This is a genomic window from Micromonospora sp. NPDC049151, from assembly GCF_040648395.1.
Classification (GTDB): domain Bacteria; phylum Actinomycetota; class Actinomycetes; order Mycobacteriales; family Micromonosporaceae; genus Micromonospora.
In genome coordinates, this window is sequence record NZ_JBEZDP010000014.1 from 107,977 (window position 1) to 122,441 (window position 14,465).

The 14,465-nt window shown below is 73.9% G+C and carries 17 protein-coding genes; 10 read left to right on the forward strand and 7 right to left on the reverse strand.

Translation table 11 applies throughout. The features are described from left to right. Positions 1 to 62: 62 nt before the first annotated feature. The 4 genes from AB0B20_RS18055 to AB0B20_RS18070 are packed head-to-tail and all read left to right on the forward strand — an operon-like array spanning position 63 to position 2,470. A complete protein-coding gene (locus AB0B20_RS18055; protein ID WP_357471833.1) occupies positions 63 to 692 on the forward strand; it encodes a DivIVA domain-containing protein in 630 nt (209 codons plus the stop codon). Next, positions 689 to 1,189 carry an SRPBCC family protein gene (locus AB0B20_RS18060; RefSeq protein WP_355095947.1) on the forward strand — a complete coding sequence of 167 codons (501 nt, stop codon included), beginning with the start codon at positions 689 to 691 and terminating at the stop codon, positions 1,187 to 1,189. The genes AB0B20_RS18055 and AB0B20_RS18060 overlap by 4 nt, the downstream gene beginning before the upstream one ends. 36 nt (positions 1,190 to 1,225) lie before the next feature. Next, positions 1,226 to 1,810 (forward strand): DNA-3-methyladenine glycosylase I, encoded by a 585-nt coding sequence (locus AB0B20_RS18065; protein ID WP_357381251.1) that lies wholly within the window; start codon positions 1,226 to 1,228, stop codon positions 1,808 to 1,810. 36 nt (positions 1,811 to 1,846) lie between these two features. Then, complete coding sequence (locus tag AB0B20_RS18070; RefSeq protein ID WP_357471836.1) at positions 1,847 to 2,470, forward strand: hypothetical protein; 624 nt, start codon at positions 1,847 to 1,849, stop codon at positions 2,468 to 2,470. A 22-nt stretch (positions 2,471 to 2,492) separates the two neighbouring features. Here the strand turns inward: AB0B20_RS18070 and AB0B20_RS18075 are convergent, their stop codons facing one another. Together AB0B20_RS18075 and AB0B20_RS18080 are read right to left on the reverse strand one after the other, a co-directional pair. Beyond that, on the reverse strand, positions 2,493 to 3,284 hold the full coding sequence (locus AB0B20_RS18075) for an enoyl-CoA hydratase-related protein (protein ID WP_357381255.1): 792 nt from the start codon (positions 3,282 to 3,284) through the stop codon (positions 2,493 to 2,495). A 3-nt stretch (positions 3,285 to 3,287) separates the two neighbouring features. Next, positions 3,288 to 4,106 (reverse strand): PaaX family transcriptional regulator C-terminal domain-containing protein, encoded by an 819-nt coding sequence (locus AB0B20_RS18080; protein WP_357471839.1) that lies wholly within the window; start codon positions 4,104 to 4,106, stop codon positions 3,288 to 3,290. Between the two features lie 190 nt (positions 4,107 to 4,296). On the opposite strand from AB0B20_RS18080, the gene AB0B20_RS18085 reads away from it, so the two are divergent. Further along, on the forward strand, positions 4,297 to 4,464 hold the full coding sequence (locus AB0B20_RS18085) for a DUF3117 domain-containing protein (RefSeq protein ID WP_013283866.1): 168 nt from the start codon (positions 4,297 to 4,299) through the stop codon (positions 4,462 to 4,464). A gap of 145 nt (positions 4,465 to 4,609) precedes the next feature. Further along, on the forward strand, positions 4,610 to 6,088 hold the full coding sequence (locus AB0B20_RS18090) for a leucyl aminopeptidase family protein (RefSeq protein ID WP_357471842.1): 1,479 nt from the start codon (positions 4,610 to 4,612) through the stop codon (positions 6,086 to 6,088). A gap of 31 nt (positions 6,089 to 6,119) precedes the next feature. On the opposite strand, the gene AB0B20_RS18095 is transcribed toward AB0B20_RS18090, so the two are convergent. Further along, a complete protein-coding gene (locus tag AB0B20_RS18095) occupies positions 6,120 to 6,692 on the reverse strand; it encodes an O-methyltransferase (RefSeq protein WP_357381262.1) in 573 nt (190 codons plus the stop codon). A gap of 290 nt (positions 6,693 to 6,982) precedes the next feature. Here AB0B20_RS18095 and AB0B20_RS18100 point away from each other — a divergent pair, with 290 nt between their 5' ends. Beyond that, a complete protein-coding gene (locus AB0B20_RS18100; protein ID WP_357381264.1) occupies positions 6,983 to 8,287 on the forward strand; it encodes a trypsin-like peptidase domain-containing protein in 1,305 nt (434 codons plus the stop codon). Between the two features lie 72 nt (positions 8,288 to 8,359). After that, positions 8,360 to 8,782: a preprotein translocase subunit TatB gene (locus AB0B20_RS18105; protein ID WP_357381266.1), complete on the forward strand. Its 423-nt coding sequence runs from the start codon at positions 8,360 to 8,362 to the stop codon at positions 8,780 to 8,782. Between the two features lie 139 nt (positions 8,783 to 8,921). Here AB0B20_RS18105 and AB0B20_RS18110 read toward each other — a convergent pair whose 3' ends face one another. The 3 genes from AB0B20_RS18110 to AB0B20_RS18120 all read right to left on the reverse strand — a co-directional run bounded on the left by AB0B20_RS18110 (position 8,922) and on the right by AB0B20_RS18120 (position 12,018). Beyond that, positions 8,922 to 10,070, reverse strand: a complete 1,149-nt coding sequence (locus AB0B20_RS18110; protein WP_357381268.1) for a P-loop NTPase — start codon at positions 10,068 to 10,070, stop codon at positions 8,922 to 8,924. Between the two features lie 72 nt (positions 10,071 to 10,142). Further along, positions 10,143 to 10,739, reverse strand: a complete 597-nt coding sequence (locus AB0B20_RS18115) for a DUF1003 domain-containing protein (protein ID WP_357381270.1) — start codon at positions 10,737 to 10,739, stop codon at positions 10,143 to 10,145. After that, positions 10,732 to 12,018 (reverse strand): CBS domain-containing protein, encoded by a 1,287-nt coding sequence (locus AB0B20_RS18120; protein WP_357381272.1) that lies wholly within the window; start codon positions 12,016 to 12,018, stop codon positions 10,732 to 10,734. Before AB0B20_RS18120 ends, AB0B20_RS18115 begins: the two co-directional genes overlap by 8 nt. Before the next feature lie 33 nt (positions 12,019 to 12,051). Here AB0B20_RS18120 and AB0B20_RS18125 point away from each other — a divergent pair, with 33 nt between their 5' ends. After that, positions 12,052 to 12,921, forward strand: coding sequence for a PhzF family phenazine biosynthesis protein (locus tag AB0B20_RS18125; protein WP_357381274.1), 870 nt, complete (start codon positions 12,052 to 12,054; stop codon positions 12,919 to 12,921). 189 nt (positions 12,922 to 13,110) lie between these two features. After that, positions 13,111 to 13,644, forward strand: a complete 534-nt coding sequence (locus AB0B20_RS18130) for a hypothetical protein (protein ID WP_357381276.1) — start codon at positions 13,111 to 13,113, stop codon at positions 13,642 to 13,644. A 25-nt stretch (positions 13,645 to 13,669) separates the two neighbouring features. On the opposite strand, the gene AB0B20_RS18135 is transcribed toward AB0B20_RS18130, so the two are convergent. Further along, positions 13,670 to 14,365 carry an HAD family hydrolase gene (locus AB0B20_RS18135; protein WP_357471847.1) on the reverse strand — a complete coding sequence of 232 codons (696 nt, stop codon included), beginning with the start codon at positions 14,363 to 14,365 and terminating at the stop codon, positions 13,670 to 13,672. Between the last annotated feature and the right edge of the window lie 100 nt (positions 14,366 to 14,465).

A 14,465-nucleotide genomic window follows, 5' to 3' on the forward strand; every position in this document is an offset into this window, starting at 1 on the left:
ATTCGCGGAACGGACGCCTCAGAGGGCTCGCCCGATCCCGCCCCGCATGCCACGATCTGTGCATGGGTGAGGTTCTGCTCCTCTTGGTCGTCGCGCTGACAGTCGCGGCTGTGGTGTTCGGGGTGACGGTGCTGGTCTCCGGCAAGGATCCGGGCCTCACACCGGCCGAGCCGGACGGCCGGGCCGTGCCACTGCCCGGCAGCCGTCCGCTCGACGAGTCGGACGTGTCAGGCGTCCGCTTCGACACGGCGCTGCGCGGTTACCGGATGAGTCAGGTCGACGCGGCACTGCGCCGGGCGGCGTACGACATCGGCTACAAGACCGAGCTGATCGGCGTCCTGGAGGCGGAGAACGCGGCCCTGCGGGACGGGCGTACCGAGGACGCCGACGCGCTGCGCCGGGCGCGCGAGGAGGCCGCCGCGACCCGCCCCGAGACGGAGCCGGCGCCCGGCCCGTCCGCCCCCGAGCCGGTGGTGATCGACCTGTCCGGGCCGGAGCCGTCGAGCCGGATCGACGGCGACGGGCAGCCGGACCGGCCCGACGCCGGCGGGCAGCCGGGACGCGCGCCGGCCGAGGCGGGTGTGGCGGAGGCCCCGGCCGCCGCGGCCACCGAGGACACCGTCTCCCCGGCGGACGGGAGCGCCGACGGTGACCGGGAGCGCGGTTCGGTGGTCCGATCGGAGTCGGCGTGACCGGCGCCGGCCGGCCGGCTGACGACTTCACCGAGGCGTCCCGGCGCGGTGCCGCCGAGGTCACCGCCACGGTGATCGTCGAGGCGCCGGCGGAGCGGGTGTTCGCCGCGCTCACCGCGTGGGAGCGGCAGTCGGACTGGATCCCGCTGACCCGGGTCCGGGTGGTCGAGGGCGACGGCGGCGAGGGCAGCCTGGTCGAGGCGGTCACCGCGCTCGGTCCGGCCGTGCTCCGCGACGAGATGCGGGTGGTCCGGGTCGACGCGCCGTACGAGGTCGGTGTGGTGCACTGCGGCAGGCTGCTGCGCGGCCCCGGCGTGCTGCGCTGCACCCCGATGGACCGCGACCGCACACAGGTGATCTGGCACGAGTGGTTCCACCTGCCGGGCGGGCGGGCCGGCCGGGTCGCCTGGCCGGTGCTCTGGCCCGGCTCGAAGTTCAGCCTCACCCAGGCGCTGAAGAAGTTCGCCCGGCTGGTCGAGCAGGGCCGCCTGCCCTGAGCCGGGTTGTCGGTGGGCTGACCTACCGTGGACGCCGTGACTGACCTGGTGACCGGCGCGGACGGGCTGCCGCGCTGCGCATGGGGGGCGAGCACCCCCGACTACGCCGTCTACCACGACGAGGAGTGGGGCCGGCCGCTGCGCGGCGACGACGCGCTCTACGAGCGGCTGACGCTGGAGGCGTTCCAGTCCGGCCTGTCCTGGCTGACCATCCTGCGCAAACGGCAGGCGTTCCGGGACGCCTTCGCCGGCTTCCGGATCGACGCGGTGGCCCGCTTCGGTGAGGCCGACGTGACCCGGCTGCTGGCCGACGCCGGGATCGTCCGCAACCGAGCCAAGATCGAGGCGGCGATCGCCAACGCCCGGGCGGCGTCGGAGCTGCCCGAGGGCCTCTCCGCGCTGCTCTGGTCGTTCGCGCCCCCGCCCCGGGCGGCGCGACCCCGGTCCTTCGCCGAGGTGCCGGCCACCAGCCCGGAGTCCGTGGCGATGGCCAAGGCGCTCAAGAAGCAGGGTTTCCGGTTCGTCGGCCCCACCACCGCCTACGCGCTGATGCAGGCCACCGGCATGGTCGACGACCACCTGGCCGACTGCCACGTGAGCGGTGACCGGGCCGGGGTGTGACGGAGCGCGCCACCTCCGGCGTGATGGGATTGGGGCATGACCGACACCGAGCCGCGTACGAGCGGGACGACAGACGGTGCGACCACCACCGGCGCCTGGGCGGTGCTGCTGCCCGCCGAGCGCTTCGAGGCCGAACGGCTGGTGCACCACGACCTGCTGGAGCTGACCGGGCTGGCCGAGGCGGCCCGCCCCCGGCCCGGCGACCAGGTGGCGGTGCTCGTCGACGAGCCGCTGCGTCTGGTCGCGCTCGGCAAGGTCGCGCCCGCGGTGTCCGGGCCCCGGGAGGACCCGGACGATCCGCAGTCCGACCCGGTGGACGCGCCGCTCGTGGTCACGTACACCCGGCGGGTGCTCGACGAGCCGGTGCCGGTCGACGGCCCGGCGCCGGACGGCCCGGTCGTGGCGCTCGACCCGGCCCGCTGGCGGTCGCTGGCCGACCGGCTCGGCCCGCCGCCGGCCCGCAGCACCTGGCTGGTCAGCCTGGACCTGCCGATCGAGGCCGCGTCGCGCGCCGAGGCGGTGCGGATCTTCTGGTCCTACGTGCAGGAGCTGGGCCCTCGGGAGCTGCCGGCGTTCGTCTCGCCGTACGGCGACGAGCTGGCCATGCAGGCGTTCGTGCTGGGCGTCGAGGCCAACCAGGATCCGGAAGAGGACGACTGACAGCCGGGGCCGGCCGGCGCGGTCAGCGGCCCTGGAAGACCGGCTTCTGCTTCTCGACGAACGCCATCGTGGCGGCCCGGTGGTCGGCGGTGGCGCCGCAGATCGCCTGTGCCTGCGCCTCGGCCGCCAGCGCGTCGGCGAGCGTGCCCGCGTCGGCGATGGAGAGCTGGCGCTTGATCGCCCCGTATGCGACGGTCGGGCCGGCGGCGAGCCGTGCGGCCAGTTCCTGCGCGGCCGGGAGCACCTGCTCGTCGTCGTCCACCAGCCTGGTCAGCAGGCCCAGCCGGCACGCGTCGTCGGCGCCGACCGGCTCGGCGAGCATCAGCAGCTCGACGGCCTTGGCGTGGCCGACCAGCCGGGGCAGCGTCCAGGAGGCGCCGGTGTCGGCGGCGAGCCCCACCCCGGCGAACGCCATCAGGAACCGGGTCTTCGGACCGCCGATGCGGAAGTCGGCGAGGAACGCCAGCGAGGCGCCCGCCCCGGCGGCCATCCCGCGCACCGCGGCGACCACCGGCTTGGGCAGGTTGGCCAGCCGGGCGGCGATCGGGTTGTAGTGCGCCCGCACCGTGCCCAGCGGGTCCGCGTCCGCTGTCTCGAGCGTCCGCACGTGCTCGCGCAGGTCCTGCCCGGCGCTGAACGAGCCGCCCGCGCCGGCGAGCACCACCGCCCGGCAGGACCGGTCGGTCTCCAGCTCGGCCAGGGTGTCCCGGAGCGCCTCCTTGAGCGCCACGTCGAGCGAGTTCATCGCCGTCGGGCGGTTCAGCGTCAGGGTGACGACGGCGTCGGTGCGGTCGACGAGCAGCGGCTCGGTCACGTTCTAACGACCCTTCTGTCGGGCGAGGCGGTTGCTGGCGTCGAGGCACTGCTCGACGTACCGGTCGGCGGCCGGCCGGAGCCGGGCCGCGTGCCGGTCGAAGAACGCGGCCGCGCTGGTGCCCGGCCAGCGCTCGGGCAGCAGTGCCGGGGGCAGTTGCGGATCCCGGAACAGGAACGTACGCCACGCGTGCACGAGCCGGAACCGGGCCGCGTACGCGTCCTCGTCGTTGCTGCGCACCGTGATGCCGGAGAGCAGCGGCTTCTGCTCGGCGACGAAGCGTTCGTACGCCCGGCCGATCTCGGCCAGGTCCCAGGCGCGGCGGACCACGCCCATCGCACCTGGTGTGCCCGCCGCGTGCGCGGCGGTGAACCGCTCGAAGCGCACACCCGCCTCGTCGAGCAGCAGGTCGACGTCCTCCGCCGGGCGGGTGGCCACCCAGGTGCAGTCGTCGAGCGTGCCGTAGCCGAGGAAGGAGAGGTTCGCGGCGAGCCGCTGCCGGTCCCGTCGGGAGGAGGGCGCGGTGAGCACCAGGAGATCGAACCGTCCGTCCCAATTGTGCCGCCCGGTCCGGTAGATCCGGGACGCCGCCTCGTCGAGTCGACGAGCCGCCTTCGGGGTGATCGAATATCCCGGTCCGGACGCGAGCCGGAGCGGTTCCAGCCAGCCCTGGCGGACCATCCGGGAGACCGCGGTGCGTACCGCCGGTGGGGCGATCCCCAGCGGGGCGAGCAGCTTGACCAGGGCGGCGACCGGTGCGCGGCCACCCCGGGCCCGGAGGTGGTCGCCGTACAGGTCGAAGAGTGCCGACCGTGCCTGCATGACCGCACATTGTGACAGGCCTATCCAAGATAAGCTAGATGCTGTTACATCAATGCTGCCTCGGTTTGGGTCCGGCGGTGTTCATCAGGGAAAATCGTTTGTCGAGCCTTCCGTGATGGCTGCGGACGGCGATGGCGAAGTGGCTGTGGGGCAACTCACCGACCCTGGTGTAGGTCTGAGGGGAGACAACATGGCGGCGATGAAGCCGCGGACGGGCGACGGTCCGCTGGAAGTCACCAAGGAGGGCCGGGGCATCGTCATGCGAGTCCCGCTGGAGGGTGGTGGCCGGCTCGTCGTCGAGATGACTCCCGACGAGGCCACCGCGCTCGGTGACGCGCTGAAGGCGGCTGCGGGCTGATTCGAGGAGTGTCCCGCGCGGCATCCGCCGCGCGGGCGGTTCGTCCTACCCTGAGCCACCGGGCTGCCCGGTGGCTCAGGGTCTTTCCTCGACGGGTGCGTGGTGAAACGTGCCTGTTCACCCCTTCTCGGAGGTACGGTCCAGCGTGCTGGTCATTCGTCTGGTGAGCGGGCCCGCGGGGCCCGACGCTCTCGTCCTGCCCGTCCGCTCCGGAGGGCCGGACTCGCCGGACCCCCCGGACTCCCCGGCCCGACTGGTGCCGACCGCCGTGCCGGTCGGCGACGACGTGCGGGCCGAGGCCGCCGCCGTACTGCCCGTCACCCGGCTCACCGGCGCGGCCGGCGAGGTGCGCGAGCACCTGCGTCCCGGCGGCTCGCCGGCGCGGCTGTGGCTCCTCGGTGTCGGCGACGGCGACGAGCGCGACTGGCGTACCGCCGGGGCAGCGCTGGCCCGCGCGGCGAAGGATGAGACGCAGATCACCATCGCGCTTCCCGGTGAGGCGACGGCGGCGCTACGCGGACTGGCCGAAGGGCTGCTGCTCGGCTCGTACCGTTTCCGCCTGACCGAGGCCGGCGGGCGGTCCGCCCTGGCCGGGGTTTCGGTCCTGGTCGACGACCCGGACGCGCTCGCCGGCACGCTCGCCGCCGCCCGGGCCACCGCCGAGACGACCCGGCTCGCCCGGGACCTCACGAACATGCCCTCGTCCATTAAGAACCCGGAGTGGTTCGCCGCGCAGGTGGCCGAGGCCGCGTCCGGGCACCCCGGCCTGCACCTGCGGGTGCGCGGCCCGGAGGAACTGGCGGCCGAGGGCTTCGGCGGTCTGCTGGCCGTCGGCGGCGGATCCGCGAGCGGCCCGCGCCTGGTGGAGCTGGACTGGCGGCCCGAGGGCGCGCGTACCCACGTGGTGCTCGTCGGCAAGGGCATCACGTTCGACACCGGCGGCATCTCGATCAAGCCGGTGCCGGCCATGAAGCTGATGCGCAAGGACATGGCCGGCGCCGCGGCGGTGATCGCCGCGACGCTCGGCGCCGCCGAGCTGCGCCTGCCGGTACGGATCACCACGCTCGCCCCGCTCGCCGAGAACATGGTCAGCGGCTCGGCGTTCCGCCCCGGCGACGTGATCCGGCACTACGGCGGGCTGACCAGCGAGAGCACCAACTCCGACGCCGAGGGCCGGCTGGTGCTCGCCGACGCGCTGGCGTACGCCGCCCGCGAGCTGAAGCCCGACCTGCTGATCGACCTGGCGACGCTGACCGGCGCGAACGCCGTCGCCCTGGGCAAGCGGCACGCCGCGCTCTACAGCGACAACGACGCGCTCGCCGCCGGCCTGCTCGACGCGATCACCGCGGCCGGCGAGCGGGCCTGGCGGATGCCGCTCGCCGACGACTACCTGGAATACCTGGCCAGCGACGTCGCCGACCTGCACAGCTCGCCGGCGCAGGGCGCCGGTTCGGTGGTGGCCGCGCTGTTCCTGCGGGAGTTCACCGGCGACCTGCGGGACCGGTGGGCGCACCTGGACATGTCCGCGCCGTCCTGGTCCGACGACACGCACGGCGAGCTGGTCAAGGGCGCCACCGGCTGGGGCGTGCGCGGGTTGCTCCGCTGGCTGGCGACGCTGGGCTGAGTCGGGCGTGCCGGGGCACGTGGGGGCCGAGTCAGGCCTTCACCGCGGCGAGCAGGCCGTGGCCGACCGGCAGCAGCGCGGGCACCCACTGCTCCGACTCGCGGATCGCCTTGATCGTCTCCCGCACGGTGACCGTCTCGACGTCGCGCGCGGCCGGGTCGCTGATCCGGCCGGCCGCCAGCGCGCCGTTGAGCGCGAGCACCCCGCCGGGGCGCAGCAGCCGCAGCGCCGCGTCCACGTACGCGGCGAAGCCGGTCGCCACCGCGTCCACGAAGACCAGGTCGTAGGCGCCGTCCGCGAGCCGGGGCAGCACGTCGAGGGCCCGGCCGGTGATGATCCGGGTACGTCCCGACGGAAAGCCCGCCTCCTGGAACAGCCGCCGGGCGATGCGCTGGTATTCGACCTCGACGTCGATCGTGGTGAGCACCCCGTCGGGGCGCATGCCGCGCAGCAGCCACACGCCGCTCACGCCGGTGCCGGTGCCGATCTCCACCACCGCCCGGGCGTTGCCGGCGGCGGCGAGCAGCCGCAGCGCGGCGCCCGACCCGGGCGTGACCGCTTCCACCCCCACCTCGTGGGCGAGGGCGCGGGCCGTGCGCAGCACGAGATCCTCGGGGACGAAAGACTCGGCGAAGTGAAGCGCCTGGGCCGTCGAACTGCCGTGACCGGCGACCGTGGCGATGGGACACCTCCGAGGGGCGGACTGGTGCGAGGGGCGGTATGCACTGTGAGCGTAGAGGCGGGCCGGTACCGGCGCAGCCGCGAGTCCGTCGCCGGGTGCTCACCGACGGCAACCCCTGACCCCATTCGCGCCATCCGTGTAATCCTGGATGGGTCCCGCGCGTCACTGTCGTCCGGCTCCGCCGGCCGCCGGCGCGGGGCCAGCGGGACGGAGTGGGAGGCACCGACGTGACCGACGGCTGGGACTGGCGGCGGCCCGGCGGATCGCCGGCACCGGGTGGGCCGGCGTCCGGACGACCGCCGCAGGACGCCCCGGGTCAGGTGCCGTCGCCGTGGTGGTCCGACGCGCTGGCCGACCCCTGGCGGGACCCGTACGCGCCCGCCGCCGTGGTGGTTCCGGCGACACCGGCGCCCGGTGCGGGGGAGCCGGAGCCAGTCACCGACCCCGATCTGCCGGCCCGGCCGGGGCTGCGGCAGGTGGTGCTGATCTCGCTGGTCACCGCGCTGCTGGCCGGTTCCCTGGGCAGCGCCCTGACGTACGCGTTCCTGCGCGGCGGCGACGTGCCGACGATCGGCGCGCAGTCCGGCCAGGCCCCGGCGCTGGCGCAGCGCAAGCCCGAGTCGCTGGCCGGGGTGGCCGAGCGGGTCCTGCCCAGCGTGGTCACCATCCGCGTGGTCAGCCTCGGCGGCACCAGCGAGGGCTCCGGCTTCGTGGTGACCAGCGAGGGCCACATCGTCACGAACGACCACGTGGTCGCCGACGGCCCGGGCAAGGCCACTGTCGTGTTCAACGACGGCAGCACCGCCGCCGCCACCGTGGTCGGGCAGGACCCGGAGTCGGACCTCGCCGTGATCAAAGTCTCCCGCGGCGGGCTGACCCCGGTGCAGTTCGGCGACTCCGACGCGCTCGCCGTCGGTGACCCGGTGCTCGCCATCGGGTCACCGCTGTCGCTCGCGAACACCGTCACCGCCGGCATCGTGAGCGCGCTGGACCGGACCATGCAGGCCGGCGAGCCGGGCGGGCCGACCCGCTACTACGCGGCGATCCAGACCGACGCCGCGGTCAACCACGGCAACTCCGGCGGCCCGCTGGTGGACGGCGCCGGGCGGGTGGTCGGGGTGAACTCGACGATCAAGTCGCTGGTGGCCGACGGGCAGGAGGCCGGCAACATCGGCCTCGCCTTCGCCATCCCGATCAACCAGGCGAAGCGGATCACCGAGGACATCATCGGCACCGGCAAGGCCCGGCGTACGGTGATCGGCGCCCAGGTCGGCGGCACCGGCGCCACCGGCGGCGGGGTACGCCTCAACGCGGTCGAGCCGGCCGGCCCGGCGGCGGCTGCCGGACTCCGTACCGGGGACGTGGTGCTGCGGCTGGACGGCCATCCGATGACCGATCCGACCGACCTGGTGGCCCTGGTGCGCAAGTACGCGCCCGGTTCGGTGGTGACAGTCGAGTACCGGCGCGGGTCGTCGCGCCAGAACGCGTCGGTGACGCTCGCCGCTGACGCGAAGTAAGCACCCGTCACCCCCTCCCGGATGGTCACCTGACGTGCGTAGTCTTGCCCTCACACGGACGAGGAGGCCGCGGTGTTCGAGAACCTGAACTGGTGGGAGATCGGCGTCCTGCTGCTCCTGGCGCTGTTGATCTTCGGGGACCGGCTGCCCAACGTGATCAGCGACGGCCTCCGGATGGTCCGCAACCTGCGCAACATGGCGCGCAACGCCACCGGCGACCTGAGTCGCGAGCTGGGCACCGACATCCAGCTGGAGGATCTGCACCCCAAGGCGTTCATCCGCAAGCACCTGCTCAGCGAGGAAGACGAGCAGGCGATCCGCAAGCCGCTCCAGAGCATGTACGACGACCTGCGCTCGGACGTCACAGGCGTGCACGACGAGTTGAAGGACGTGGCGAAGGCCGCCGACCTGCGCACCCCGAGCGTGGCGACCAGCACCCCCGCACCCACCCCGACGCCCCCGGCCCCCCGCCCGTCCTACGACGACGCCACCTGACCGCTCGCCCTCTCGCGCGCCGTCGATCATGAAGGTGGCGGCGCGTCGGCGACCGCCAACCTCATGATCGTCCGCTGAAACGGGCGCCGCCCCCTCCCGCATGGCGGGAAGGGGCGGCGGAGAGCGGGAGCGGTGCGGGTCAGCGGCCGGCCGGCTTGAGGCCCAGGGGCTTGCCGAGCAGGGACTCACGGCGCACGGCCAGGCGGTCGGCGACCTCGAACAGCGCCTTCGCGGCCGGGGCGTCCGGCTGGGCCAGCACGATCGGCTGACCGGCGTCGCCGCCCTCGCGTACCCGGGTGTCCAGCGGGATCTGCCCCAGCACCGGCACCTGCGCGCCGATCGTACGGGTCAGCGACTCGGCCACCGCCGCGCCGCCGCCGGCCCCGAAGACCTCCATCCGGGAGCCGTCCGGCATCTCCAGCCAGGACATGTTCTCGATCACGCCGACCACCCGCTGGTGGGTCTGCAACGCGATCGCGCCGGCCCGCTCGGCCACCTCGGCGGCGGCCGCCTGCGGCGTGGTGACGACCAGGATCTCCGCGTTCGGCAGCAACTGGGCCACCGAGATCGCGATGTCGCCGGTGCCCGGCGGCAGGTCGAGCAGGAGGACGTCCAGGTCACCCCAGTAGACGTCGGCGAGGAACTGCTGGAGCGCCCGGTGCAGCATCGGCCCGCGCCAGACCACAGCGGCGTTGCCGGGGGTGAACATGCCGATCGAGATGACCTTCACGCCGTGCGACTGCGGCGGCATGATCATGTCCTCGACGCGGGTCGGCGCACCGTCGGCGCCGAGCATCCGGGGCACCGAGTGACCGTAGATGTCCGCGTCCACCACGCCCACCGACAGGCCCCGGGCGGCCAGCGCGGCGGCCAGGTTGACGGTGACGCTGGACTTGCCGACGCCGCCCTTGCCGCTGGCGACCGCGTAGACCCGGGTCCGCGAGCCCGGCTGGGCGAACGGGATCACCGGCTCGGCGGTGGCGCCGCCACCGCGCAGCTTCGACTGCAGCTCCTGGCGCTGCTCCGGGCTCATCACCCCGAAGGTGATCTCGACACCGCTCACGCCGGGTACCGCGCCCACGGCGGCGGTGATGTCGCTGCGCAGCTTGTCCTTCAGCGGGCAGCCGGCCACGGTGAGCAGCAGCTCCACCCGGACCACGCCGTCCTCGTCGCGCTCGGCGGACTTGACCATGCCGAGTTCGGTGATCGGCCGGCGGATCTCCGGGTCGTTGACGGTGGCCAGGGCGGCCTGGATCGCGTCGGAGACGGTGCTGACGGGTGCTGACATGCCCGCAATGCTACGTCGCGGGTCATCCGCCACCGCCGCTGGCGGGGGCGGTGTGAGCGATTCGATGACCGGTCAGCGGTCGCGCGCGTAGTCGCTGTCCAGCTCGTCCCGGGGCTCGTCCAGCGGCTCGCCGCCGCCCGCCCGCCGGCCCTCACGCTCCTGCTGCCGCCGCTCCAGCTTGCGCCGCCGCTCGGCCGCCTCGTCCAGCTCCTCACCCAGCCGGGTCAGCTCCGAGCGCAGGAAGTCCCGGGTCGCCACGTCACCCATCGCTATCCGCAGCGCGGCGATCTCCCGGGCCAGGTATTCCGTGTCGGCCTTCTGCAGCGTGGCCCGCCGCCGGTCCTCGTCCATCGCGATCCGGTCCCGGTCCGCCTGCCGGTTCTGCGCGAGCAGGATCAACGGCGCGGCGTACGACGCCTGGAGGGAGAGGATCAAGGTCAAGAACGTGAAGGTGTACGGGTCGAAGCGCAGATTCGCCGGCGCCAGCGTGTTCCACAGGAACCAGGCCACCAGGATCAGCGTCATGTAGACGAGGAAGTTCGCCGTACCCATGCCCCGGGCGATGCCCTCGGCCCAGCGGCCGAACGTCTCCGCGTCGACCCGCGGCAGGTGCAGGCTCCGCGGGGCGCGCGGCTGGTCGAGCCGGTCGCCGCGTCGCTGGTCACTCATCGTCGCCGTCCAGGGTGCCGTCGTCGGTGGCGGACGAGGTGGATGCCGCGTCCCGTTCCCGCCAGTCCCGCGGCAGGGAGTGGTCCAGCACGTCGTCCACTGTCACCGCGCCGACGAGCCGGTTGTTCCGGTCCACCACCGGCATGCCGACCATGTCGTACGTGGCCATCCGGCGGGTGATCTCGGGCAGCGGGGTCGACGTGCGCAGCGGGTCGATGTCGTTCACCACGATGCCGCCGAGCAGGTCGGCCGGCGGTTCGCGGAGCAACCGCTGGAAGTGCACCATACCCAGGTAGCGGCCGGTCGGTGTGGTGAGCGGGGCACGGGCCACGAAGACCTGGGCCGCCACGGCGGGGGACAGTTGCACCTCCCGGATCCGGGCCAGCGCCTCGGCCACCGTGGCGTCCGGCGGCAGGATCACCGGCTCCGAGGTCATCACGCTGCCGGCCGTTCCGGAGGCGTAGCGCAGCAGCTGGCGTACCGGGTCGGCCTCGTCCGGCTCCATCAGGTCCAGCAGCACGTCCTGCTCCGGCGGGGGCAGCTCGTTCAGCAGGTCGGCCGCGTCGTCCGGTTCCATCTCCTCCAGGACGTCGGCGGCGCGCTGGCGGTCCAGCGCGGCCAGGATCTCCACCTGGTCGCGCTCGGGCAGCTCGCTCAGCACGTCGGCCAGGCGTTCGTCGTCGAGCGCGGCGGCCACCTCGTTGCGCCGGGCGTCGGGCAGGTCCTGGAGGGCGTTCGCCAGGTCGGCCGGGCGCATGTCCTCCAGGACGGCGAGCAGGTTCGCCGTACCCCGGTTGTCGCCGACCGTGCCCAGGCCGCGGACCCGGTCCCAGTCGACCTGGTGGAGGTGGCCGCGGCGGGTGAGCCGGCCGGTGTGCTCGCGGACGGCGACCCGGCCCAGCGCCCACTCGCCGCCGCGGCTGCACTCCATCGCCACGTCCACCACCGAGCCGGCCTGCCCGCTGTCGAGCTGGACCCGCCGGTCGAGCAGCTCCTGGAGCACCAGCAGCTCGTTCGGGCGCTTCTCGAACCGGCGCAGGTTGAGAGTGCCGCTGCCGAGCACCACCGCGTCCGGGTCGATGGAGGTGATCCGGTTGATGGACAGGAAGATGCGTCGCCGCATCGGCATCTCGGCGACCAGACCGACCACCTCCGGCGGTCGCTGCGTCGCGCGCATCCGGGCCACCGCGTCCCGGACACGGCCGACCTGGTCGCCGTTCGGGTCGAAGACGGCGACTCCGGCGAGTCGAGCGAGGTAGACCCGGTTCGGCGTGCTCACGGGCACCAGCCTAAGGGCCTACTCTCTAACAGCATGTCGACCTTGGGCTACGAGATCGTGGACGTCTTCACCGACCGCCCGTTCGCCGGCAACCCGCTGGCCGTGGTGTTCGGCGCGGAAGGGCTGGCCACCGAGCAGATGCAGGCGCTCGCGCTGGAGTTCAACCTGTCCGAGACGGTCTTCGTGCTGCCCCCGACGCAGGTGGGCGCCACCTACCGGGCCCGGATCTTCACCCCGGCCGACGAGCTGCCGTTCGCCGGGCACCCGAGCGTCGGCGCCGCGGTGACCGCGAGCCGGCGCGGCGTGTTCGGCACCGGCCGGGTCACCCAGGAGTGCGGCGTCGGCGTCCTGCCGCTCGAGGTGACGGCCACCGGCGCGACGCTCACCGGCGGCACGCCCACGCTCGGCCCGGAACTCGACCCGGAGCCGCTGCTGGAGATGGTCGGCCTCGCCGGACCGGACCACGTCGGCCCGCCACCCCGGGTCGCCGGGTGCGGTCTCGAATTCCCCTACCTTCCGGTACGCCCGGACGCGGTGGCCCGGGCACTGTTGAACACGACGGCGGCGCAGCGGTACGGAGTGGAGCACGTCAGCCTTTTCTCCTGGGACGCCGATTCGCAAACCGCGCACGCCCGGGTCTTCGTGCCGGGGCTGGGGGTACCCGAGGATCCGGCGACCGGCTCGGCCGCCCTGGGACTGGGCGTGTGGCTGGTCGCCAGCGGCCTGCTTCCCGGCGACGGCCGCGCGGAGTACACCGTCCGGCAGGGCATCGAGATCAACCGCCCGTCCACGCTCCACTGCACGGTGACCGCCTCCGGCGGGCTGGCGATGGGCGCGACGGTCTCCGGCCAGGTGATGCCGGTGGCCCGAGGCGAGATCACCGTCCCCCCCTTCATCGGCTGAGCCCACCCACCCCCCACCCCATCCCTCCTCCCTCCTCCGCCCCCCGCCCCCCGCTCCGGTGATCAAGGAGTTTGTGCCGGCGAACGGGCCGGGGAAGGACACAAACTCCTTGATCACCGCGGGCGGGGGTGGGGGCGGCGGGGGCGGGCGGGGTGGCGGGGTGGCGGGGTGGGGCGAGTTGGGGTGGGGATGGGGGAGGATGGCGGGGTGAGCGACGAGGTGGACGAGCGGGTGACGCCGCCGCTCGTGGACGAGGCGGTGAAGAAGGCCGCGGTCTGCTGGGTGAGCACCGGCGGCGGCCCGGCGTACGCGCTGTGGTGCCTGCCGGTGGAGGGCACGCTGCTCGTGGTCACCGGCCCCGGCGAGCAGGCCGCACCGGGGCTGGCCGGCAGCGACACCGCCGACGTGACGCTGCGCGGCGATCACGGCGGGCGGATCGTCACCTGGCCGGCGCGGGTGACCCGGCTGCGACCGGGCACCGAGGAGTGGGAAACCATCGCGCCGCTGGTCGCGGCGAAGCGGCTCAACGCCTCCGGCTCCGCCACGGAGCTGGTCGAGCGGTGGGCGGCGCAGGGCTGCGCGCTCAACCGGCTCGCGCCCGCCGGCACCGCAGTGACCGGCGCCGACCTGCCGGACGGCTCGCTCAGTGAGCAGCCCCGGCCGGCGCCTGTGGTGCGGGCCGCCCGCAAGCCGTTCCGCCTGCACCGCGTCCGCCGCCGCTGACCGTGTGAAGCCGTTGACGAGCCGGTCAGGCGACAGGGACCGGGTCGAGCAGGCCGAGCACCTCCGTCAGCGAGGTCATCGACGGCCCGTGGAAGCCGTGGTCGGCGTTGAGCACCACGTGGTCGGCGAGGTCCGGCGCGGCCAACCGGACCGCGCTCAGCCCGGCCCGCTCCGCCCCGGTGAGTTCCTGACTGTCGCCGTCGCCGACGTAGAGGCAGTCGGCCGGCTCCTGGCCGAGCCGGTAACACGCGGCCAGGTAGAGCGCCGGATCGGGCTTGCAGCGTCCGACCCGTATCGAGAAGACCTGGGCGTCGAGCAGTGGCGCGACGGCGAGCTGCGGCAGGAACGCCGGCAGCTCGTGCGTGCAGTCGCTCACCAGCCCGGTGCGTACGCCCCGGTGGCGCAACGCGGCCAGCACCGGCACCGCTTCGGCGCGTAGCCGGGCGCCGGCCCGCACGGCCCGGTGGCGGGTGGCGACGGCGGCGCGTACCGCCGCGTCGGACGGGTGGACGCCGAGCCGGGCGCACACCCACCGCATCGTCGACTCGGCGTCGCCGAAGGATCCGCTGGCCCGTTCGTAGTAGCTGCTGTCCAGCACCTCCACCAGGGACTCGGTGGAGCAGCCGAGCGCCTCGGCGGTGGCGCGGTGGGCGGCTCCGCGCCGCGCGCCGTGGGTCAGGGTGCCGAAGAAGTCGAACAGCACCGCCTGGAACCTGGGCATGAGGGACGCCTCCGGACGTCTGTCAGGGATCGCCGGGACGTGCATGATCGTAACGGTTCGTTGACGGTGCGTGTCTGTCGGGTGTCCGGGTGAGGATTAC

Bases quoted from the DNA above. Each gene is read 5' to 3' on its own strand.
- AB0B20_RS18055 (WP_357471833.1), top strand. From the start codon at position 63: ATGGGTGAGGTTCTGCTCCTCTTGGTCGTCGCGCTGACAGTCGCGGCT.
- AB0B20_RS18070 (WP_357471836.1), top strand. From the start codon at position 1,847: ATGACCGACACCGAGCCGCGTACGAGCGGGACGACAGACGGTGCGACC.
- AB0B20_RS18080 (WP_357471839.1), bottom strand. From the start codon at position 4,106: ATGCAGGCACGGTCGGCACTCTTCGACCTGTACGGCGACCACCTCCGG.
- AB0B20_RS18085 (WP_013283866.1), top strand. From the start codon at position 4,297: ATGGCGGCGATGAAGCCGCGGACGGGCGACGGTCCGCTGGAAGTCACC.
- AB0B20_RS18110 (WP_357381268.1), bottom strand. From the start codon at position 10,070: ATGTCAGCACCCGTCAGCACCGTCTCCGACGCGATCCAGGCCGCCCTG.
- AB0B20_RS18115 (WP_357381270.1), bottom strand. From the start codon at position 10,739: ATGAGTGACCAGCGACGCGGCGACCGGCTCGACCAGCCGCGCGCCCCG.
- AB0B20_RS18125 (WP_357381274.1), top strand. From the start codon at position 12,052: ATGTCGACCTTGGGCTACGAGATCGTGGACGTCTTCACCGACCGCCCG.
- AB0B20_RS18130 (WP_357381276.1), top strand. From the start codon at position 13,111: ATGGGGGAGGATGGCGGGGTGAGCGACGAGGTGGACGAGCGGGTGACG.
- AB0B20_RS18135 (WP_357471847.1), bottom strand. From the start codon at position 14,365: ATGCCCAGGTTCCAGGCGGTGCTGTTCGACTTCTTCGGCACCCTGACC.